The 20,320-nt window shown below is 71.2% G+C and carries 21 protein-coding genes, 1 tRNA gene and 1 pseudogene; 15 read left to right on the top strand and 8 right to left on the bottom strand.

What is annotated here, in order from left to right; all coding sequences use genetic code 11:
• Nucleotides 1–25: 25 nt before the first annotated feature.
• A complete protein-coding gene (locus JT1_RS11370) occupies nt 26–1,306 on the bottom strand; it encodes an AI-2E family transporter (protein ID WP_068326401.1) in 1,281 nt (426 codons plus the stop codon).
• A gap of 87 nt (nt 1,307–1,393) precedes the next feature.
• On the opposite strand from JT1_RS11370, the gene JT1_RS11365 reads away from it, so the two are divergent.
• Nucleotides 1,394–1,469 (top strand) — tRNA-Ala (locus JT1_RS11365).
• A 58-nt stretch (nt 1,470–1,527) separates the two neighbouring features.
• Here the strand turns inward: JT1_RS11365 and JT1_RS11360 are convergent.
• Nucleotides 1,528–2,412 (bottom strand): tyrosine-type recombinase/integrase, encoded by an 885-nt coding sequence (locus JT1_RS11360; protein WP_255218315.1) that lies wholly within the window; start codon nt 2,410–2,412, stop codon nt 1,528–1,530.
• Between the two features lie 56 nt (nt 2,413–2,468).
• Here JT1_RS11360 and JT1_RS18400 point away from each other — a divergent pair, with 56 nt between their 5' ends.
• The 5 genes from JT1_RS18400 to JT1_RS11345 all read left to right on the top strand — a co-directional run bounded on the left by JT1_RS18400 (nt 2,469) and on the right by JT1_RS11345 (nt 6,008).
• On the top strand, nt 2,469–2,612 hold the full coding sequence (locus JT1_RS18400; protein ID WP_169701945.1) for a hypothetical protein: 144 nt from the start codon (nt 2,469–2,471) through the stop codon (nt 2,610–2,612).
• A gap of 235 nt (nt 2,613–2,847) precedes the next feature.
• On the top strand, nt 2,848–3,204 hold the full coding sequence (locus tag JT1_RS17880) for a hypothetical protein (protein ID WP_218005592.1): 357 nt from the start codon (nt 2,848–2,850) through the stop codon (nt 3,202–3,204).
• A gap of 101 nt (nt 3,205–3,305) precedes the next feature.
• The gene (locus JT1_RS11355; protein WP_169701958.1) at nt 3,306–3,677 is read left to right on the top strand and encodes a hypothetical protein; all 372 of its coding nucleotides are present in this window, start codon (nt 3,306–3,308) and stop codon (nt 3,675–3,677) included.
• A 1,323-nt stretch (nt 3,678–5,000) separates the two neighbouring features.
• The gene (locus JT1_RS11350; RefSeq protein WP_255218314.1) at nt 5,001–5,567 is read left to right on the top strand and encodes a DUF1990 domain-containing protein; all 567 of its coding nucleotides are present in this window, start codon (nt 5,001–5,003) and stop codon (nt 5,565–5,567) included.
• Nucleotides 5,568–5,606: 39 nt separating this feature from the next.
• Nucleotides 5,607–6,008, top strand: a complete 402-nt coding sequence (locus JT1_RS11345) for a DUF5655 domain-containing protein (RefSeq protein ID WP_068326391.1) — start codon at nt 5,607–5,609, stop codon at nt 6,006–6,008.
• A gap of 20 nt (nt 6,009–6,028) precedes the next feature.
• On the opposite strand, the gene JT1_RS11340 is transcribed toward JT1_RS11345, so the two are convergent.
• Nucleotides 6,029–6,283 (bottom strand): SHOCT domain-containing protein, encoded by a 255-nt coding sequence (locus JT1_RS11340; protein ID WP_082807628.1) that lies wholly within the window; start codon nt 6,281–6,283, stop codon nt 6,029–6,031.
• A 143-nt stretch (nt 6,284–6,426) separates the two neighbouring features.
• Between JT1_RS11340 and JT1_RS11335 the strand changes: the two genes are divergently transcribed.
• Genes JT1_RS11335 through JT1_RS11325 form a run of 3 tightly spaced genes read left to right on the top strand, consistent with a single transcriptional unit; the run spans nt 6,427 to nt 8,904 of the window.
• Nucleotides 6,427–7,140 (top strand): response regulator, encoded by a 714-nt coding sequence (locus tag JT1_RS11335; RefSeq protein ID WP_068326388.1) that lies wholly within the window; start codon nt 6,427–6,429, stop codon nt 7,138–7,140.
• Entirely contained in the window at nt 7,137–8,282 is a 1,146-nt protein-coding gene (locus JT1_RS11330) for a sensor histidine kinase (protein WP_068326385.1), read from the top strand. The genes JT1_RS11335 and JT1_RS11330 overlap by 4 nt, the downstream gene beginning before the upstream one ends.
• A 55-nt stretch (nt 8,283–8,337) precedes the next feature.
• Nucleotides 8,338–8,904 (top strand): dihydrofolate reductase family protein, encoded by a 567-nt coding sequence (locus tag JT1_RS11325; protein WP_068326382.1) that lies wholly within the window; start codon nt 8,338–8,340, stop codon nt 8,902–8,904.
• A 40-nt stretch (nt 8,905–8,944) separates the two neighbouring features.
• Here the strand turns inward: JT1_RS11325 and JT1_RS19160 are convergent.
• From JT1_RS19160 to JT1_RS11305, 5 genes and pseudogenes are all read right to left on the bottom strand, one after another.
• Nucleotides 8,945–9,439: pseudogene (locus JT1_RS19160) on the bottom strand (DUF2231 domain-containing protein); the annotation flags it as partial.
• A 99-nt stretch (nt 9,440–9,538) separates the two neighbouring features.
• On the bottom strand, nt 9,539–10,774 hold the full coding sequence (locus JT1_RS11320; RefSeq protein ID WP_068326380.1) for an MFS transporter: 1,236 nt from the start codon (nt 10,772–10,774) through the stop codon (nt 9,539–9,541).
• A gap of 47 nt (nt 10,775–10,821) precedes the next feature.
• Nucleotides 10,822–11,613: a DUF3152 domain-containing protein gene (locus JT1_RS11315; protein WP_169701957.1), complete on the bottom strand. Its 792-nt coding sequence runs from the start codon at nt 11,611–11,613 to the stop codon at nt 10,822–10,824.
• Nucleotides 11,614–11,639: 26 nt separating this feature from the next.
• The gene (locus JT1_RS11310; RefSeq protein WP_068326374.1) at nt 11,640–13,157 is read right to left on the bottom strand and encodes a TM0106 family RecB-like putative nuclease; all 1,518 of its coding nucleotides are present in this window, start codon (nt 13,155–13,157) and stop codon (nt 11,640–11,642) included.
• 26 nt (nt 13,158–13,183) lie between these two features.
• A complete protein-coding gene (locus JT1_RS11305; protein WP_068326371.1) occupies nt 13,184–14,737 on the bottom strand; it encodes a dolichyl-phosphate-mannose--protein mannosyltransferase in 1,554 nt (517 codons plus the stop codon).
• Nucleotides 14,738–14,795: 58 nt separating this feature from the next.
• On the opposite strand from JT1_RS11305, the gene rsmI reads away from it, so the two are divergent.
• From rsmI to ccsB, 6 genes are read left to right on the top strand one after another with little or no spacing between them, the layout of a single operon-like run.
• Entirely contained in the window at nt 14,796–15,632 is an 837-nt protein-coding gene (gene rsmI / locus JT1_RS11300; RefSeq protein ID WP_245634824.1) for a 16S rRNA (cytidine(1402)-2'-O)-methyltransferase, read from the top strand.
• Nucleotides 15,633–15,650: 18 nt separating this feature from the next.
• On the top strand, nt 15,651–16,421 hold the full coding sequence (locus JT1_RS11295) for a histidine phosphatase family protein (protein WP_082807626.1): 771 nt from the start codon (nt 15,651–15,653) through the stop codon (nt 16,419–16,421).
• Nucleotides 16,422–16,431: 10 nt separating this feature from the next.
• Nucleotides 16,432–17,025 carry a TlpA disulfide reductase family protein gene (locus tag JT1_RS11290; protein ID WP_068326367.1) on the top strand — a complete coding sequence of 198 codons (594 nt, stop codon included), beginning with the start codon at nt 16,432–16,434 and terminating at the stop codon, nt 17,023–17,025.
• Nucleotides 17,026–17,066: 41 nt separating this feature from the next.
• A complete protein-coding gene (locus JT1_RS11285) occupies nt 17,067–17,801 on the top strand; it encodes a cytochrome c biogenesis CcdA family protein (RefSeq protein ID WP_068329093.1) in 735 nt (244 codons plus the stop codon).
• Complete coding sequence (resB, locus tag JT1_RS11280) at nt 17,798–19,357, top strand: cytochrome c biogenesis protein ResB (RefSeq protein ID WP_068326364.1); 1,560 nt, start codon at nt 17,798–17,800, stop codon at nt 19,355–19,357. The genes JT1_RS11285 and resB overlap by 4 nt, the downstream gene beginning before the upstream one ends.
• Nucleotides 19,354–20,316: a c-type cytochrome biogenesis protein CcsB gene (ccsB, locus tag JT1_RS11275; RefSeq protein ID WP_068326361.1), complete on the top strand. Its 963-nt coding sequence runs from the start codon at nt 19,354–19,356 to the stop codon at nt 20,314–20,316. The genes resB and ccsB overlap by 4 nt, the downstream gene beginning before the upstream one ends.
• Nucleotides 20,317–20,320 lie beyond the last annotated feature (4 nt).

The raw sequence follows: 20,320 nt of genomic DNA, 5'->3' as shown, positions 1-20,320 counted from the left end.
CCCGGTCGCTCGCCCTTCGACCCGTTCAGACGTCGAAGGGGGATTCCCCCGGCTCGAGCCGTGACCGCTCGTCCGCTTCGGCGATGTCCTCGTCGATCTCGGCCTCCTGCGCGGGGGTCGTCAGGTCGTCCGGGTGGTCGACGTCGTCCGGCACCGGCTCGAGCAGGTTGTGGCCCACGGCGTTGAGCACCGCGGCGAGCGGGACGGCGACGAGCGCCCCGATGATCCCGCCGACGATGATCCCGGTGGCGATCGCGAGGATCACCCCGAGCGGGTGGACGCGCACGGCGCGGCCGAGCAGCAGGGGCTGGAGCACGTGCGACTCCAGCTGCTGCACCGCGATGACGACGCCGAGCATGATGAGGGCGGTGATCGGCCCCTTGGCGACGAAGGCGAGCGCCACGGCGACGAACCCGGACAGCAGTGCTCCGACGATCGGGATGAAGGAGCCGACGAAGACGAGCAGGGCGACGCCGGAGGCGAAGGGGACGCCGAGGACGAGCGCGCCGAGCCCGATGCCCAGGGCGTCGGTGCCGGCGACGAGGACGGTCGCGCGGGTGAAGGCCTTGAGCTGGTTCCAGGCGATCGCACCCGAGGAGAGGATCTTGGTGCGGGCGCCGCGGGGGAAGAGACGCACGACCCAGGCCCAGATGCCGGCGCCGTCGTAGAGGAAGAAGAAGAGGGAGAACATCGCGAGGAAGAACCCCGTGAGCATCTGCCCGATCGTCAGGCCGGCCTGCGCGGCCCGGCTCGACCACTGGTCGCCGGCGGACACCTTGCCCCACTGGTCGCTCAGCCAGGTCGTGATCTGGCCCTCGGTGAGGCCGAAGGTGTCGACGATCCAGCGACGGGACTCGTCGACGCCCTGGGTCACCTGCCGGGTCATGTCGGGCAGCTGGTCGGCGAACTGGTTGCCCACGAAGCTGAAGAGCGCGATGAGACCCGCGAGCGTCCCGAGCACGGTGACGCCGGCCGCCGCGCCGCGTGGCAGCACGTACCGCAGGTGCTGGAAGACCGGCTCGAGCAGCGCCGCGAGCAGCAGCGCGACGATGACCGGGAAGACGACGTCGGTGAGCTTGGAGGCGACCCACAGCAGGGCGAGGATCCCGGTGCCGATGACCAACGAGCGCCACACCCACTCGGAGGCCGCGCGGAAGGTCGGCGGCACGGTGGCCGACCCGGTCGGCGGCGGCGGGACGGTCTGGATGATGATCCGTCGATCGTCCGGTGGCGCCGCCGGCAGCTGGGGAAGTCGGCGAGGAATCCGGGGCAGCCGCACCCCTCGCAGGCGACGATCGTCGGTCATGCGACTCCTCACGGTCCAGGGTCTTCGACTCTAACCGCCCGGATTGTGGCGCCGCGTCATCACGGTGTTATGGTTACCGACGTTCTTGGGGCTGTGGCGCAGTTGGTAGCGCGTCTCGTTCGCAATGAGAAGGTCAGGGGTTCGAATCCCCTCAGCTCCACCACCGGAGATCCCCGGCACAGCAGCGGAAACGCTGGTTCTGTAGCCGGGGTTTTCCTTTGTCATTCCGATCTCGCTTCCCGATCTGCCCCCCGGGTGCCCCCCGGCGTCGAATTGAGCCGGTCGAGGCCGGCCCGGTCAGCGCCCGTGCCGAGGAAGTGCAGGTACCGGTTCGTCGTCGCGATGGACTCGTGGCCCATCCATGCCTGCACCGTGCCGGGGTCGACTCCGTAGCTCAGCCAGAGGCACGCAGCAGTGTGCCGCAGGTCGTGGACCCGGCGACCTCGACCGGTCGTGGACCAATTCATGGTGCGCAGCACGGCCGAGCGATGCAGTTGCGATCCGCGCTCGGTGGTGAAGAGCAGGTCCCCCTGAGCCTTGCCGTCCGAGAGTCGAAGCACGATCGGCAGCACTTGGTTGGACAAAGGTACGCGTCGAGATCGTCGCCCCTTGGTCGCCTTCATCGACTGACCCTCCGGCTGGGAGCGACGGACGAGGAGGCCGGGCGTGGGCACCTCCATGACGTCCTCGACTCGCATCGCCCGGGCCTCGGCCCAGCGCAGCCCCGTCCATGCCAGCACCAACAGTAGGTCCGCCAGGTGCGGGGAGACGGTGGTCCATTCGGCATGGACCTCCGCGAGCAGCTCCTCACTGAAGGGGTCCATCTCCTCGACCTCGCCGGACTGCTTGGGCACGGTCACACCCATGACCGGGTTGGCCAAGACGAGCTTCTCCCGCACGCACCAGGCGAAGAACGAGGACAAGCTGGCCCGGTACCGCCTGACCGAACTCTCCGCCAGCCCGTCCGCGAGGAGTGCCTCAAAGGAGCGTGCGACCTCACGCCCGGAGACCGCAGACACGTGCAACGCCAGCATGCTTGTCGGCATCAGCCGCAGCAGGTCCTGATCCGCCCGGTAGGTCTTCGCCGCGACCGTCGTGCGTCGCACCCCGAGCCACTGCACGACGAGCAGGGGTCAGACTCGCAGCATCTCCGCTGCTGGGCATGGCGAAACTACTGATGACGGATAGCGGGATCGACTTCGATGGCGTTCTTGCTGCTGGTCGTACCGCGATTGATGTCACCGACGACCTGGTGACGGCGGCAGATCAGGTGGGGTCGGGGGCGCTGCGCGCCAGACCCAGTTAGTCATTGACCGAACCCCGGGCCCTCCCGGCCTGAGCAACACGCCCAACCGAAGGATCAACTTCGTACACCACTGTCCGGAAATTGACCCAGGCAGTACCCTGAGTCACCCGAGTCAAAAGTAGGTCGCGCTATGAGCAAACGGGTTGTAGGGGCCATTGGCCTAGCGGTCGTGGGACTGGTTGGAGGAGTGGCTGCGGCATCAGCGGGGGGGTCGTCGACGGCCGCGGACCCTCCCGTGACGGCCTACAGTTCGGGCGCGCCGGGAGTTCCTCAGGAGGACTTGGACAACCCGCCGCCCCAAGAGGGTGCCCAGGCCGAGGCGACCCAGGGTGTCAATGCGCGAGGCGAGAGCTACGGATCGGGGCTTCCTGCTCTATCCCCCGAGGAAGAGCCTGACCTGATCGCCGCCGTTGCGACCAACGGTCAGTCGGGATACGTCAGGGCATCGGAGCTAGAGGCTGCCGATCCTGGCGTTGAGCGCCCAGCGGATGCGGCCAACTACAAGGGCCCTAACCGTGCGTCCGTTCCCGTGTACAAGTCGGACGGCGTCACTGTGATCGGCCACTTCGACCTGACAGGCGATGAGAGGTGAAGAGGTCCTGGCGTCGGGCACTTGGGGGAGCGTGCCTTGTGGGGCTAACACTGGCCGTGCCACAGACGGCCGCAGCCGACGCTCCGAACACTTACTCGGACATGAACGAGTTCATGGGTGGCAATCGTCACTACGAGACCTGGGCGTCCATGGACACGAACTACATCGGCTACGTCTGTCCGCGGTTCGCCGCTGCAGTTCGCACCAAGGCGGGCGACTACGTGCCCGGTGGCTGGCTGGCCGTGAAGCCCCGGCTGTATAACTGGAAGAGCGAACTGGTCAAAACTAGTCCCTGGTCATACAGCGCAGGCAGCCAGAAGTCTCTGCAGGTGTGGCACGAGAAGATGCCGGATAACGGCGCCACTACGTACCGATCCAAGGGCCTCGCCCAGGGATGGAGTTCGACGTCCCAGGATTACGCCCTGGGCTATACGTACTGGACGCCATTCATGTCCCATTACAGTTGCGGTTAACCCGATCTGGCCCGGGTCGTTCACTGCGCTCGTGTGTGTTCGGCGCGTGGAAGGCACGGAAGTGCCTTCCACCTCGGAGAACTTGGGACGTCGCAATCCTCCTCGATGGGTGGGCCGGCCCGGGCCAACCGCAACCCGCCGCCCCCGGCAGTACCTCGGCGTCGACATCAACCCAATCGACCACGACGCAGCCGCGCAGCGGCTCCAGAGGTGTCTCAGTGACCACGACTCTCAGTACTCTCAGCTTGACCTCGCAACAGGCTTGGACCGCACTGTTCGACCGAGTGGTCAAACCACCGCCGGCCATCGCGGCCTGACCACCCAGCAGCGACCTCTGCGCGACCAAAGGACAAATTGGAACACCCGGACAGCGAGGTCCGGCGGACCACCACACCCTCAACTACGCACGGCCCCACCACCTCGAAAGCCGCGGGTGTCACCAACCCATCGGTGGATCCGGGCTAAGCGTCCAAATTAGTCTAGAGCCATGGAAGACCACGGCTTCAGCGGATACACCCAATTTGGGATGAATCCAGAAAGAGCTCGCGCCCTGTGCTTCTGCGGGTTCACAACCAAGCCGTATCTAACCACTGTCGAGGCTGCTCAGGCCATGCTTACCGAACACGGTGTGAGAGCGCCTCTGGAAGGTGAGATCAACTGCCCAGAGGACTGCTGCGCTGAAGGCTCAGACCCCGAGGACTAGGGCGTCAGTCTCGCCATGCCCCTGAGACTGTTGCCTCTCGATCCGGTGAGAACTTTCTCTACTGACTCAAGGCGGGCCTCCGGCCTGCGCCCGGCGGCATGGCCGCTCCGGTGGGGACCCCCGGCGCTCCGGGCTCGTTCCTCGCCCTTCGCGCACCCCCACCTGCGCGCCCTTCACCGCCGGTCGAGCACAAGCGAGGGCACGCGATGATCACCTCACCGCGTGCCGAGCACCTTGCGAACCGTCGACCCGGCGCTACACCATCCGGTCTCCACGAGCACGGCTCAAGCGGCCAGCGCCCAGAGCATCCGGGACGCGCTCCGCGCCTGCGAACCACATCTGACCGCACGAGCTGGCCGCTTGCCCCGCACCCGCTCTGACCGGCTCTGCTCCGCTATCGGGTCGGCGGATCTTCGTGCCCCCCTGATGCCCCCCGACGCCACAAGTCAGGTCCTGATGGCACGCATGCACTGCCGCCGATGCTGCAATGCCGGGGCTCGCCCGTGGCAGCACGCCTTCGCAATGAGAAGGTCAGGGGTTCGAATCCCCTCAGCTCCACCAGCAAGGCCCCCGGCATCGCTGGGGGCCTTCGTCGTGCCTCACGTGCCACGATGGCCGCCGTGAGCCACCACGCCCTCTCGCCCGGCCAGGCCGAACGACTGCGGTCGGCTGACCTGACGTACCCGTCGCTCGGCGGGACCCGGACCGGTGAGGTGCCGGACGGGTACACCGAGCTCAGCCGCAGCCGCCTCGTAGGGACAGGACAGGCGCGCTTCGACCAGGCCGCCCGGGCCCTGCTCACGTGGGACATGCATCGTCGGGCCGGGCTGGGTGTGCGGACCTCCCCGGACGTCGTGGTGCCGGGCGCGGTGGCCGTCCTGCGGCTGGGAGTCGGTCCGCTGGCGATCTCGGCGCCCGTCCGCGTCGTGTACGTCGTGGAGGAGCCGCGGCGCCAGGGCTTCGCCTACGGCACCCTCCCCGGACACCCCGAGAGCGGGGAGGAAGCCTTTGTCCTCGAGCTGCAGGAGGACGAATCGATCGTCTTCGCCATCACCGCCTTCTCCCGACCCGCGACGTGGCCCGCGCGCGCAGCGGGTCCGGTCGGGCGCCACATCCAGTCACGGGTCACAGAGCGGTACCTGCGGTCCGTCGGTGACCTCCGAGCTGAGGGCACCAGCTCGGGCTGAGGCTTGCCGGTGCACGACGCAGGCGCGCACCATGCCCTCATGGACTTCGGTGAGTATCTCGCTGCGCATGAGGACTCCCGCAGGATCCTCGACGCACTGCGCCCCGTCATCCTCCGCCTCGGTCCGGTGACCGAGCGCCACTCCACGAGCCAGGTCGCCTACCGGGGCCGTCGGACCTTCGCCCTCGCCTGGGCGCCAGGGCAGTACCTGGGAGAAGGTCGAGCGCCACTGGTGCTCTCCCTGGTGCTCCCGGAGAGAGACCTCGACCCCCGCTGGAAGGAGGTCGTCGAACCCCGGCGCGGGGTGTTCATGCACCACCTCGAGCTCCACGCCGTGCGCGACATCGACGACCAGGTCGAGAGATGGCTGGCGAGGGCATACGCAGCGGCGCGCGGGTCCACTCCGACGCCAACGGCTCCAGCCGCGGAGGGAGACGAGTGATGCCCCGTCGTGCCCGGACCTCAGGTCCTGTGGGCCGAGGTGCGCAGGATCTCGGAGCGGGCCCGGTACTCCGGCTCCTCGATCTCGCCCCGGGCGAAGCGCTGGTCGAGGATGTCGATCGCCTCCTGACCGCGGGACCGTTGGCTCTGGTCGGTCCGGCCGAACCGGAGCAGCGCGACCACCACGTAGACCACGAGCGCCCAGAACGCGATCATGCTGAACGACATCAGGATCCAGCCGAACCAGCCCATCCCGTCGTTGTACCAACCCATCATCACCCTCAGCTCCTTCGTCGTCCTGACACCTCAGCCTCCCGCGACCGTCCGGCACGTCCGGTCGTCGTTCCATGAAGATCCTGTGAAGAAGGCGCGGTGTGCCGGGCCGTCGACGCGATCCACCCGGGGTGCCACGATGAGACATGGAGTCACGCCCACCATCGGGGCTGCGGGCCCTCGTCGTGGAGGACGAGGTGACGATCGCCCAGCTGATCGGCAGCTACCTGGAGCGCGATGGGTTCGACGTGGTGCAGGTCCACGACGGGCTCGAGGCGGTCGACGCGGCCCGGGCGACGGACCCCGACGTCGTGGTGCTCGATCTGGGACTGCCGGGCCTGGACGGGGTGGAGGTGTGCCGCCGGATCAGGACCTTCTCGGACTGCTACGTCCTCATGCTGACCGCCCGCGTCGACGAGGTCGACACCCTCATCGGGCTGTCCGTCGGTGCCGACGACTACATGACCAAACCCTTCAGCCCGCGCGAGGTCGTCGCCCGGGTCGCCGCGATGCTGCGGCGTCCCCGGGCTCCGTCGGGACCCACCGACGAGGCCCGGGGACACTCCTTCGGGAGCCTGCGGATCGACGCGCTGGGCAGGGAGGTGTGGCTCGACGGGCGGCCGATCGCCCTGACGCGTACCGAGTTCGACGTCCTCGACGCCCTCGCCCGGCACCCGGGGACGGCCTTCTCGCGACGCCAGCTCGTCGAGCGGGTCTGGGGCGGGACCTGGGTGGGCGACGAGCACCTCGTGGACGTGCACATCGCCCACCTGCGCCGCAAGCTCGGCGACGACGCCGGCCGGGGGAGATACGTGCGCACGGTGCGCGGCATCGGCTACCGGATGGGGACCGGCGAATGAGCGCCGGCACGGTCCGCCGGACGGGGACGACGCGGTGGCAGGGCGGCTTCGCCACCCGCCTGGTGCTGGCCCAGGGACTCGTGCTGGCTGCCGGAGCCCTCACCACGTGGTTGGTCGCCTCGGCGGTCGGGCCGAGCATCTTCCACGACCACCTCGACCGAGCCGGCGTCCCCCACACCGCGTCGGAGACGCAGCACGTCGAGCAGGCCTTCGCGTCGGCGCTGCTCATCTCGATCGGGGTCGCCCTGGCCACTGCGTCGGCTGCGGCCTTCGCCGTCACTTGGTACCTCGGTCGGCGGGTCCGCCGCTCCCTCGCTCGGATCGCCGACGCCTCCACCGAGATCGCCGCAGGTCGCTGCTACGCCCAGATCGCCGACCCCGGCCTGGGCGCGGACTTCGCCGTCCTCGCGGACAGCTACAACGCCCTCGCCGCCAGGCTGGAGTCCACCCGGGCCACCCGACGACGGATGCTCGCCGACCTCGCCCATGAGATGCGCACGCCACTGGCCACCATCGACGCCCACCTGGAGGCGGTGGAGGACGAGGTGCGTGATCTCGACGACGAGACCCTGTCGGTGCTGCGCGATGCCACCCGTCGCCTGCGCCGGCTCGCCGAGGACGTCGGGACCGTCAGCCGCGCCGAGGAGGGCAGCCTCGACCTCCGGCCGCGGCGCGTCGAATCCGGTGCACTCGTCACGGCGGCCGTGGCTGCCGCCGCCGACCGGTACGCGGCGAAGGGGGTGTCGCTGCACGGCGACCTCGGGCCGGCGGGGTCGCTGACGGTCGACCCCGAACGGATGGGGCAGGTCCTCGGCAACCTCCTCGACAACGCCCTGCGCCACACGCCGCGCGGTGGTCGGGTGCTGGTGGCGGCTCGACGGGTCGGCGACTGGGTGGAGTACACGGTGACGGACTCCGGCGCCGGGATCGCCCCCGAGCACCTGCCCCGCCTCTTCGACCGCTTCTACCGCGTCGACCCGGCGCGCAGCCGAGACGGTGGTGGGTCGGGCATCGGTCTGGCCATCGCGCGTGCCCTCGCCGAGGCCCACGGGGGTGGGATCTCGGCGAGCAGCCCCGGCCCCGGTCACGGCGCGACCTTCACCCTGCGCCTGCCGGTCGACCGGGAGCACCGACAGGGGTGACGGGCGCCCCCCTTCGGCAGTAGCGTCGTGGACCCACGACCTCCGGGAGGCGACGATGCGCCAGGTGACCTACTCGATGGGCTGCTCGCTCGACGGCTATGTCGTCGGGCCGGACGGTGGCTTCGACTGGTCCGAGCCCGACGAGGAGGTCTTCGCCGCGCACATCGAGGAGCTGCGGGGGACCTCCGTGCACCTGCTGGGACGGCGCCTGTACGAGACGATGCTCTACTGGGAGACCGTCGACCAGGAGCCCGGGACGGACCACTCCACGACCGAGTGGGCCCGGATGTGGCGCGAGCTGCCCAAGGTCGTCTTCTCGTCGACGCTCACCGGGCTGACCGGCACCAACACCCGGCTCGCCACCGGCTCGCTCGCGGATGAGATCGGCCGGCTCCGCTCGGAGCCGGGCGAAGGGGAGATCGCCATCGGTGGCGCGGTGCTCGCCGCGGACGCCGCGGACGAGGGCCTCATCGACGAGTACCGGCCCTTCGTGTACCCGGTGCTCCTCGGCGGTGGTCGACCGTACTTCCCCGAGCTGGAGCGGCGGGTGGACCTGGAGCTCGTCTCGAGCCGTGCCTTCGCCTGCGGCGTCGTCGCGTGGCGCTACCGCGTGGTGCGCTAGCCACGTCACCCCTGCCCAGCACCATCTCTGCCAGATGGCCGCCGAGGTAGCCGCCCGCGCCACACACAGCAGCGCCCACGAGCGCCAGCCGCGTCGCGCTCTCGTGCCGACCGGACCTTCTGGCGAACCACGACGCGGCGTAGGTGCCGACCGCAGCGGCATTGGTGACCGCGTGGACCACACCGACCCGCTTGGCGCGCGGCGAGGCGTCTGCCCACTGGGCCCACCCCGTCCAGGCCGTCGGGCCGAAGGCGAGCAGCCCGGTCCCGACGAGGGTGTTGGCCGGTGCCGACCACCGACCCCTGCCCGTCAGGTCGAGGACGCTGGCCGACAGCCACGTCCCGAGGACGACGTCTGTCAGCACCGGGTGCAGGGCGTGGCCCAGCCAGTCACCGCGCAGCACGGCACCCCGGGTCCCGGAGGCGAAGAGGGCGCGCACGTGCGGGTCAAGCGTCTGGACCGCTCCGTCGAGCGCGGTGGCTTCCTCGAGCCGTCGGGTCCAGCTCAGGATCGCGGGAGGTGCAGCGGGGGGCATGGCGGTCTCCTCGGTGGTACTCGTCGCGGCGTCCTCGCCACACTTCCCACCTTGCTCCGCGCGACGGAGAGGCGCAACCGCCCTGCGCCAGTCGGCGTCCTAGGCGGTCGGGCGCTCCACCACCAGGCGCCGGACCGGGCCGAAGGTCAGCGCGAGGGTCAGGGCCGCGGTGATCGCGAGCAGCCACAGCCCGATCGCGTAGGAGTCGGTGCGGCCGTAGACGTAGCCCATGAGCAGCGGCGGCACGAAGCCGCCCAGGCCGCCGGCCGCGCCGACGATGCCGGTGACGCCACCGACCCGGGCCGGGTCGGTGACCTGCGCGATGAGGGCGAAGACGGCACCGCTGCCGGCACCGAGGGCCGCGGCCATCGCGAGGAAGGCCACGGTGCCACCGGCGTGCAGCGGGGGGTTGCCCGCGGCCATGGCGGCGCACACGGCGGTGACGGCGAAGACCACCCCGAGCACGGGGATGGCGCCGAGCTTGTCGGCCATCGCTCCGCCGACGGGGCGCATGATGACCGCGACGACGACGAACCCGGCCATCCGGTAGGAGGCGTCGGCCGCGTCGAGGTCGTGCGCGGTGATGAGGTACGCGGGCAGGTAGACGGAGAAGGCGACGTACCCGCCGAAGGCCACGGCGTAGAGGATCCCGGCCATCCAGGTGACCGGGAGGGTGACGTTGGCCCGCAGCCGCTGCCCGAGGCTCGTCGTCGGCGCGACCCGGCCGGGGGCGTCCCGCATGATCAGCCACGCGGCGACGGCGTAGACCGCGAGCAGGGCGGCGGTGATGACGAAGGGGAGGGCCGCCCCCTTCTCGAAGAGGCGCACGGTGGTGAGCGCGCTGATCGCCGTCCCGCCCATGCCGGCACCGAAGATGCCGATCGCCAGGCCGCGGCGGGCGGGCGGGAACCAGGCGTTCACGAAGGGCACGCCGACGGCGAAGATCGTGCCGGCGATCCCGAGGAAGAAGCCGGCGAAGATCAGCAGCGAGTAGGAGTCGATCGCGATGAAGGCGATGAAGAGGACCGGGAGGATCGTCAGCGCCGTGATGATGGGGAACATGACCCGACCGCCGTAGCGGTCGGTCATGGCGCCGGCGATGATCCGTCCGAGGGACCCCACGACGACGGGCACGGCGACGAGGAGCGAGACCTGCATCTCGCTCAGCTCCCCGAGGTACCCGGTCTTGCGGAAGAGGGGCCCGAGGGGGCTGATGAGGGCCCACGCCCAGAAGTTGATGGCGAACCCGAGGGTCGCCATGGCGAGCATCACCCAAGGGGTTGCCGCCCCCGCCCGCGCCTCGCCCGATCGAGTCGTCTCTCCGAGAGCAGCCATGGGGCAGACGATGCCGACATTTTGCGGATCCGTCCACTCCGGGCGTGTCAGAGGGACGGTCCGGTGACGAGGCGGCCGGACTGCGAGCGCGGCCACGGGTTGGGGCGGCAGCCGCGCAGGCCGAGCGTCTGCTGGAGCATGACGGGCGCCGTGCGGCCCGCGCCGGTGCAGCCCTGGTGCCCGAGCCCGAGACCGTGACCGACCTCGTGGTTGACGAGGTAGTGGCGGTAACCGGTGAGGCTCGGCACGTGCGGCACGCCGACGTGCCACCGGTCGAGGTTGAGCATGATGAGGTCGCCGGCGCGGCACGACGTGTAGCCGTCGGTGTCGGCCCCGGCGGCCGCGCAGGCCCGGTCGACCGTGTCCGGCGTCGCGAGCCGGATCGTCAGGGAGGGGTGGGCGCGTACGACCCGCTGGAAGCGCCAGTGCCCGCGGGCCGTCCAGCCGCGTGGGTGGCGCAGCGTCGCGTCGACGACGTCCGCGAACTCCCGCGTCGTGACGCCCGAGCCCTGCTCGACCTCGACCCGGTAGGTCACGAGCCGGCCGGACGTGCCGCGCACCGGGGTGCCGGTGCGCATCCGCGTGTACCGGCCGGACGAGGCGTACGCCGGCAGCGTCGGGCCGGATCTGGCCGACGTGGGCGTCGGGCCGGTCGAGGCGGGAGACGGCTGCGCGGAGGTCGTCGCGGTCGGCTCGGTGAGGGGCTCCCCCGGGTCGTCGGCCGTGCGGACCCCGAGCAGGACCGTCAGCAGGACGGCCACGGCGACCGTGGCGGCCCCGAGCCGGCGGCGCCGCGCCTGCGCAGGCCCCGAGGGGGCCGACGACCGAAGGGGGAACACGTCACCCAGCGTAGATCGCCCCGGCCTCAGTCCGCGTGGGTCAGCAGCCAGTCGCGCAGGCGGAGCGTCGAGAGGCAGTCGTACTCGTTGTAGGCCCGCAGGGCCTCGAGCCGGGCGGCGGCGTCGGCGTCGTCACCCGCGGCGACGGCCTCCCGGTAGCGCTGGTACTCGATGATCGAGTCGCCGCCGGCGGTCACGCCGTCGGCGTCGCGCAGGTCGTCGCCCATGTAGAGCGGCTCGAGCCGCTTGATGGAGTACGAGGCGCTGCCGACGCGCACGGCGGACTTCACCACGGCGTAGAGGTCGACGAAGACCCCGTCGGCGATCAGCTGCGCGACCTCCGCCTCGAGCACGCCGTGGCGGGCGGCGAGCCTCGTGAGCGCCGACTTCTCGTAGTCCGCGTAGTGGTAGACCCGCAGGGCCGGCCAGCGGCGGCGACGCTCCTGCAGCCACGCGACGAACTCGATGAGCGCCGCGCGCTCCTGCTCCCGGTCGTGCGCCCAGAAGGCGACGAACTCCTCCTGCGGCGTCAGGCAGCCGAAGAGGTACTCCAGCCCGACGTGGTCCGCGGGCCCGTCCCGCCACACGGGGTCGCCCTCGAAGTCGAAGAAGACGTCCCCGTCCGTCGGCGCGGGCATCGCCGCGAGCGCGGCCGGGTCGTGGACCTCGTAGGCGAGCGGCTGGGCGTCCGTGGGCTCCGTGAGCTGCAGTCGCGCCTGGCTCGACAGCGCGACGAGCGTCTCGGGGGCCACGCCCTCGACGGGTTCGGTCCGGGCAGCGAGGTCGGCCATCGAGCGCACGCCGGCGTCGATGAGCAGCAGGCGGGTCGGCGGCCGCACGCCGCGGACGAGCCCGACGTCGCCCCGCGCCTCCATCTCGGCGCGGCAGGCGTCGCAGTGCAGGCACGCCTTCCACCGCGGGTCGCCCCAGACGACGGGGCCCGGTGCGTCCTGGTGGGTGTCGAGGATCTCCCGCAGCCGGCCGGTGACGCGGGCCAGGTGCTCGGCGAGGTCCTCGCGGGGGATCTCGACGACCGACCCGTCCCCGAGGTAGAGCCGGACGAAGGGGGCGACCGCCACCCCGTCGTCGGCGAGGGCTTGCGCGTAGGAGGCCACCTGCAGCTGCGCGAAGAGCTTGGCCGAGGAGGCGAGCTTGGTCTCCGCGACGACCCACCCGGCCTCCTCGCGCAGGAGGTGGTCGGCCCGGCCGGCGAAGCGCTCGCCGCGCACCGGCGCCTGGTGCACGAGGCGGGTCGCCGGGTCGGCGAGGAGCGCGGGCAGGTCCTCGGGTCGCAGTGTGTCGGCGCGGACGACGCCCTCGCCGACCTCACGGCTCAGCACCTCGGTGACCTCGGCCTCGCGCTCGCGCCCCAGGTCGCCGAAGCGCTCGCGCACCGGGTCCGGGGCCGCGAGGACGATCTCGCGACGGCCCAGCAGGACGTCGGCGGTGACGAGCACCCCGAACTCGCAGGTGAGCACCGAGCGCAGGTCACCCGCGGTGGTGATCGCGCGCTGGGTGGTGCCGCCGACGGTGGGGAAGTGCATGGCCCCGACCCTACGAGGTACCCCCGTCAGACCCAGCTCGGGAACCACATGCGCCAGCGCCAGTGGTCGTAGGGGATGACCTGGGCCGTGTAGAGCGGCCAGTAGAAGGCGAAGTTGGCGAGCACGACGAGCAGGTAGACCCCGACGACGAGGTGTCCGACCCGTCGGCGCCGGGCGCTCGCACCCCGTGGCCCGAGCACGAGCCCGATGACGAAGACGACCGCGAGGACCACCCAGGGCTCGAAGGAGATCGTGTAGAAGGTGAAGATCGTGCGGTGCTGCAGGAAGAACCACGGCAGCCACCCGCCGACGAAGCCGGCGAGGATCGCGCCCGCGCGCCAGTCGCGCCGCAGCGCCCAGTGGTAGAGCAGGACGAACAGGGCGGCGGTCGCCACCCACCAGATGGAGACGGAGCCGAGCGACGTGATCGCCTTGGAGCACTTGTCGACCTCGCAGCCGGTCATGCCCCGGGTCGGCGCCTCGTAGAAGAAGGACGTCGGCCGCGACTGGATCATCCACGACCAGGGGTTGGACTGGTACGTGTGCGGCGAGGTCAGGTTGTCGTGGAACTGCAGGACCTGCACGTGGTACTGCCACAACGAGCGCAGGGCGGGTGGCAGCCACTGCACGCCCTCACCGGGGTTGTCCTGCGCCCAGGTGCGGTTGAAGCCGGTGCGGGTGAGGAACCAGCCGGTCCACGACGCGAGGTAGGTCGCGAGGACGACGGCGGTCATCGAGACGCCGGCCCAGACCCCGTCCTTGAAGATCCCGGCGCTCCACCAGTGCCGGGCGCCGGCCGCGCGGCGGGCACCCATGTCCCAGAAGACCGTCATCAGGCCGAAGGCCGCGAAGAAGTACAGGCCGGACCACTTGGTGCCGCATGCCAGACCGAGGCAGAGCGCGGCGACGAGCCGCCATGGCCGCCACCACAGCCACGGCCCGGTCCCGAACCCACCAGCGGGGAGCCCGGCGACCTTGCGCGCCAGGCGAGCTCGTGACCAGTCGCGGTCGACGAGCAGCGCGCCGAAGGCCGCGAGCGCGAAGAACATCAGGATGATGTCGAGCAGCCCGGTGCGGGAGTGGACGAAGTGGTGTCCCTCGAAGGCCATGAGGAAGGCCGCGATCGCCCCGAGCCAGCTCGAGCCGAACATCCGGCGCGCGATCCGCCCGACCATGAGGATCGAGATCGTGCCGAGCAGCGCGACGGAGAAGCGCCAGCCGAAGCTCGAGGTCGAGCCGAAGACCCACTCGCCGAAGGCGATGACCCACTTGCCGACCGGCGGGTGGACGACCATGTCGCCCTCGGTGGTCTTGAAGACGGCGGTCGTGCCGTGGGTGAAGAGCGGGTCGACCTCCTCTCCCTTCCCCTTCCACTGCATCTCGACGCCGTGGTCGAGCATCGAGACGCCCTGCTTGACGTAGTACGTCTCGTCGAAGACCAGCTGGTGCGGGCGGCCCAGGGACCAGAAGCGCAGGATGCCGCCGAGGACGGCGAAGAGGAGGGGGCCGAGCCAGCCCCACAGGACGTCGGTGGGCCGGAAACCGAGCAGGCGCTCGCGCAGCTCGATCCCCCGGTCCATGGGCGCCATCGTAGGTGAGGGGGGTGGGCGCGGCGGACGTGCTGGGATGATGGCAGGCATGCCTCTCGTCCTCGCTGCCACGCCCATCGGAGACCCCCGCGACGCCAGCCAGCGGCTACGGGAGGAGCTCGCGGGAGCCGACGTCGTCGCGGCGGAGGACACCCGTCGCCTGCGGCGCCTCGCCGGCGAGCTCGGCGTCGAGCTCACGGGGCGCGTCGTCAGCTACCACGAGCACAACGAGGCGTCCCGCACCGCAGACCTCCTCGAGGCGGTGACGAAGGGGGAGCGCGTGGTCCTCGTCACGGACGCGGGCATGCCCTCGGTCTCGGACCCCGGGTACCGCCTCGTGCGGGCCTGCATCGACGTCGACCAGCCGGTGACCTGCGTGCCGGGGCCGAGCGCGGTCCTCATGGCGCTCGCGGTCTCGGGGCTGCCCGTGGACCGCTTCTGCTTCGAGGGGTTCCTGCCGCGCAAGGGCGGCGAGCGCCGCTCGGTCCTCCAGGAGCTCGTGACCGAGCGACGGACCATGGTCTTCTTCGAGGCACCGCACCGCATCGCCACCTCGCTCGAGGCGCTCGCCGAGGCCTTCGGGCCGGAGCGCCCGGCGGCCGTCTGCCGCGAGCTGACGAAGACCTACGAGGAGGTGCGCCGCGGCGGGCTCGCCGAGCTCGCGGCCTGGGCCGCCGACGGGGTGCGCGGCGAGATCACGATCGTCGTCGCGGGAGCGGAGCGCGTCGCGATCCCGATCGAGGACGCGGTCGCCGAGGTCCTCGCGCGCCGCGACCACGGCGGCCGGCTCAAGGACGTGTGCGCCGCGGTCGCCATCTCGACCGGGCACGGCAAGAAGGCGCTGTACGACGCCGTGGTGGCCCACCGCAGGTCCCTCTCAGACTGAGGTGGGACAATCCGCGGCATGACCGAGCCGATGCCCGACTCCGGCACCGACCTGCCCTTCGACCAGGAGTCCGCCGCCCAGGCCGAGGGCGCCGCCAGCGAAGCCGCCGCTGGTGCCCGCGAGGCCCACGCCCAGCACCCCTCGACCGCAGACGGGACCGAGCGGACCGTCGTGCACCTCCTGCGCCACGGCGAGGTGCACAACCCCGACCGGATCCTCTACGGCCGGCTGCCCGACTTCCACCTGTCCGACCTCGGTCGGCAGATGGCGCAGGTCGTCGCCGAGCACCTCGCCGACGCCGACCTCGCGCTCGTCGTGCACAGCCCGCTGGAGCGGACCGCGGAGACCGCGGCCCCGACCCTGAAGCACCACGGCCTCACCGCCGTCGTCGACCCGCGCATCATCGAGGCGGGCAACAAGTTCGAGGGGCGCCGCTTCCGCAAGCGCCTGCTGCTCGACCCGCGCCGCTGGTGGTGGGTCCGCGACCCCACCAAGCCCACGTGGGGCGAGCCGTACCGCGGCATCGGCAAGCGGATGATGGCTGCCGTCGAGGACGCCCGCGACCACGCGCGCGGCCGCGAGGCCCTCGTCGTGAGCCACCAGCTGCCGATCTGGACGCTCCGCAGCGTCCTCGAGCGTCGCCCCCTGTGGCACGACCCTCGTCGCCGGCAGTGCAACCTCGCCTCCCTGACCTCCGTCACCTTCGTCGGCGACCGCGTCACCGACGTCACCTACAGCGAGCCGGCCGCGCACCTCTACGCGCACGCCGTCACGACCCCTGGAGCCTGACCCCCTTCCGATGAAGAGCACCCGCGTGATCCGCACCCTCGTCGCCGCCGTGAGCGCCCTCGCCCTCGCGGGCGGCGTCGCCGCCTGCTCCGGCGAGTCCGCCTCCGAGAGGGCCGCCCAGGAGGTCGGCTCCCGCAACGGCGACGGGTCGGCGCACCTCGTCGCCGCCGAGGACCGTGGCGAGCCGGTCGAGCTCGCCGGCGGCACGATCGACGGCAGGACCTGGGACAGCGCGGACCACCGCGGCAAGGTCGTCGTCGTCAACCTCTGGGCCAGCTGGTGCGGGCCGTGCGCCAAGGAGGCCCCGCACCTCGTCGAGGCCTACGAGGAGACGAAGGGGGAGGACGTCGAGTTCGTCGGCATCGACTACCGCGAGTCCTCCGAGGCGACCGGCCGGGCGCAGGCCAAGGAGTGGGGCTTCGTCTGGCCCTCCGTCTACGACAAGACCGGCACGACCGCCCTCGACATGCAGGGCACCATGACCGCCCAGCCGTCGACCGCCGTGCTCGACCGCGAGGGCCGGATCGCCGCGGTCGTCCTCGGCCCGGTGACGACGACGACGCTGGTGGGGCTCGTCGAGGACACGGCGGCTGAGCAGGAGTGACGCCCGCCGCACTGTCCCCGCTCGCAGCCGTCCCCGCCGCGCTGAGCGACCAGGTCACGGACGGCGCCCTGCCGCTCGCGGTCCTCGTGGCCGCGCTCGCGGGGCTCGTCTCCTTCGCGACGCCGTGCGTGCTGCCGCTCGTGCCCGGCTACCTCGGCTACGTCACCGGCCTGTCCGACGTCGCGCTCGAGCAGCGCTCGCGCGGGCGGATGGTCCTCGGGACCCTGCTCTTCATCCTCGGCTTCAGCGCCGTCTTCGTCCTCGCGTCGATGTTCGTCGCGACGGCCGGCCGGGCGCTCGTCGAGCACCGCGAGCTGCTCATGCGCATCGGCGGCGTCCTCGTCATCCTCATGGCGCTCGTCTTCCTCGGTGCCGGGTCGCAGCGCACGCTCCGCCTGCCCATCAGGCCCGCGACCGGGCTGGCCGGGGCGCCGGTGCTCGGCGCGGTCTTCGGCCTCGGCTGGGCGCCGTGCATGGGCCCGACGCTCGGTGCCGTCCTCGCGCTCAACCTCGCCGGGGACGCGTCGACCACCCGGGCCGTCATCCTGGCCGTCGCGTACTGCCTCGGGCTGGGTCTGCCCTTCCTGCTCATCGCGGCCGCCTACGAGCGGTGGGCGCCGGTCTCCGCGTGGCTGCGCCGGCGGCAGCGCGCCATCCAGGTGCTCGGCGCGGTCCTGCTGATCGCGGTCGGGCTCCTCCTGCTCACGGGCGGCTGGGACGCGATCACCCAGTGGCTGCAGGTCCACCTCATCTCGGACACGGAGGTGGTCCTGTGACGTCCGGCGACGACGTGACCCAGCCCAGGCTTGGGCCCGTCGGCTACCTGCGGTGGGGCTGGCGGCAGCTGACGAGCATGCGCACGGCGCTCTTCCTGCTCCTGCTGCTGTCCGTCGCGGCCGTCCCCGGCTCGGTGTTCCCGCAGCGCAGCCTCGACCCGGCCCGCACCGCCGACTGGCTCGCGCGGCACGAGACCACCGGGCCGTGGCTCGACCGGCTCGGAGCCTTCGACGTCTACTCCTCGCCGTGGTTCTCGGCGATCTACCTGCTGCTCTTCATCTCGCTCATCGGCTGCATCGTCCCGCGCACGGCAGTGCACTGGCGGGCCATGCGGGGCCGGCCGCCGCGCGCCCCCAGGCGACTGGCCCGGCTCGAGGCGCACGCCGACGGCGTCGTCGAGGGCTCGCTCGAGGACGTGCGCGAGGCCGCGGTCCGGGTGCTGCGCGGACGGCGCTACCGCGTGGCCAGCCACGACGACGTGTCCGTCTCCGCCGAGACCGGGTACCTCAAGGAGACCGGCAACCTCGTCTTCCACTCCGCGCTCGTCACCCTGATCATCGGCGTCGCCATCGGTCACCTGTGGGGGTGGAAGGCCGATGTCATCGTCCCCGCCGGCGACTCCTTCGTGAACACCGTGACGCGCTACGACACCTACGCCCCGGGGCCGCTCGTCGACGAGACGAAGCTGTCCCCCTTCGTCGTGAAGGTCGACGAGATGACCGCCGACTTCAACGACCGCAAACCGGGCACCCAGACCTTCGGCCAGCCGCGGGACTTCGAGGCCCGCGTCTCGGTCGCCGACGCGGACGGCACGGAGTACACCGACGTCGTCAAGGTCAACCACCCGCTCGAGATGGACGACGCGACGGTCTTCCTCCTCGGCAACGGGTACGCGCCCGTCGTCACGGTCAAGGACGCCGACGGCGAGGTGCTCTACGAGGGGCCGACGCCCTTCCTCGCCCAGGACGGCAACTACCGCTCGACCGGCGCGATCAAGGTCGGCGCGGCGAGCACGCCCGAGCAGTTCGGCTTCGTCGGGCTCTTCCTGCCGACCGCCTACATCGACCCCCAGCAGGGACCGATCTCGCTCTTCCCCGACACCCGGGAGCCGAAGCTCGCCCTGAGCCTCTACACCGGCGAGATCTTCCCCGACGGCCGCCCGCAGTCGGTCTTCACGCTCGACACCGCGTCGATGCAGAAGGTCGAGACCACCGACGGCAAGGACCAGCTGCGGCTGTGGCTCTCCCCGGGCGAGGGCGCCAAGCTGCCCGACGGCCGCGGCACGATCACCTTCGACGGCATGGAGCGGTGGGCCGGGTTCTCGGTCCGCCACGACCCGGGCAAGGAGCTGACGCTCGTCTCCGCGCTGGCGGCGCTCGCCGGCCTCATCGTGACGCTGACGATCAAGCGGCGACGGGTCTTCGTGCGCCTCACCCAGGGTGCGGACGGCGTGCGGGTCGACGTCGGCGGGATGAGCCGGGACGACGACGAGGGCCTGGCGGACGTGGTCACGGAGGTCCGGGACGAGCTCGTGGGAGAATCGAGGACATCATGACGAACGAGATGCTGGCCCAGTACGCCAACTACGCGCTGGCCTCGGCCGCGCTGGTGATCACGGTGGCGATGCTCTGCTTCGCCCTCTACCTCGCGCAGGCCGTGCCCGTGCGCGAGCGGGCGCAGGCCGAGACGCGCGCCGGTGCCAAGGTGCCCGCTGGCGTCGGTGCCGGTACAGCGAAGGGGGAGGAGCCCCCTTCGCCCGAGGTCGCGGAGACGCCGGCACGCGCCCGCAAGGCCGCCGGCATCGCCGGGTCGCTCTCGTGGCTCGGCGCGCTGCTGCTCCTCGTCTCCTTCGCCTGCCGCGGCTTCGCGGTCGAGCGCTTCCCGCTCGGCAACCTCTTCGAGTTCAGCGTCGCGGGCGCCTTCTTCGCGATGGCGACCTTCTCCGTCGTCGGGCTGCGGCGCGACGTGCGGTGGCTCGGCGTCTTCGTCACCGCCTTCGTCGTGCTGCTGCTCATGGTCGCCTCGACCGCCTGGTACGTCGAGGCCGACGAGGTCGTGCCCTCGCTGAAGTCCTACTGGCTCCCGATCCACGTGACGGTCGCCACCTTGTCGGTCGGCATCTTCGTCGTCGGCGCGATCATCAGCGCGCTCTACCTCATGAGCGACCGCGGGGTCGGGGGCGAGCGCTTCTGGCGCAAGCTGCCGCCGGCCGCCGCGCTGGAGAAGCTGTCCTACTCCCTGCACATCATCGGTTTCCCGCTGTGGACCTTCACCCTGATCGCCGGAGCGATCTGGGCCCGCGAGGCCTGGGGCGCCTACTGGAACTGGGACCCCAAGGAGGTGTGGACCTTCGTCATCTGGACCGTCTACGCCGCCTACCTGCACGCCCGCGCCACGAAGAACACCTCGCGCCGCACCGCGAACTGGATCGCCATCGCGGGCTTCGCGTGCATCGTCATCAACTACACGGTCGTGAACTTCTACTTCATCGGCCAGCACAGCTACGCGCAGTGAGGCA

It is taken from the genome of Janibacter terrae NBRC 107853 (assembly GCF_001591405.1).
GTDB classification, from domain to species: domain Bacteria; phylum Actinomycetota; class Actinomycetes; order Actinomycetales; family Dermatophilaceae; genus Janibacter; species Janibacter terrae.
The sequence above is the reverse complement of the archived record's forward strand: the minus strand, read 5'-3'. Positions and strand labels throughout refer to the sequence as shown.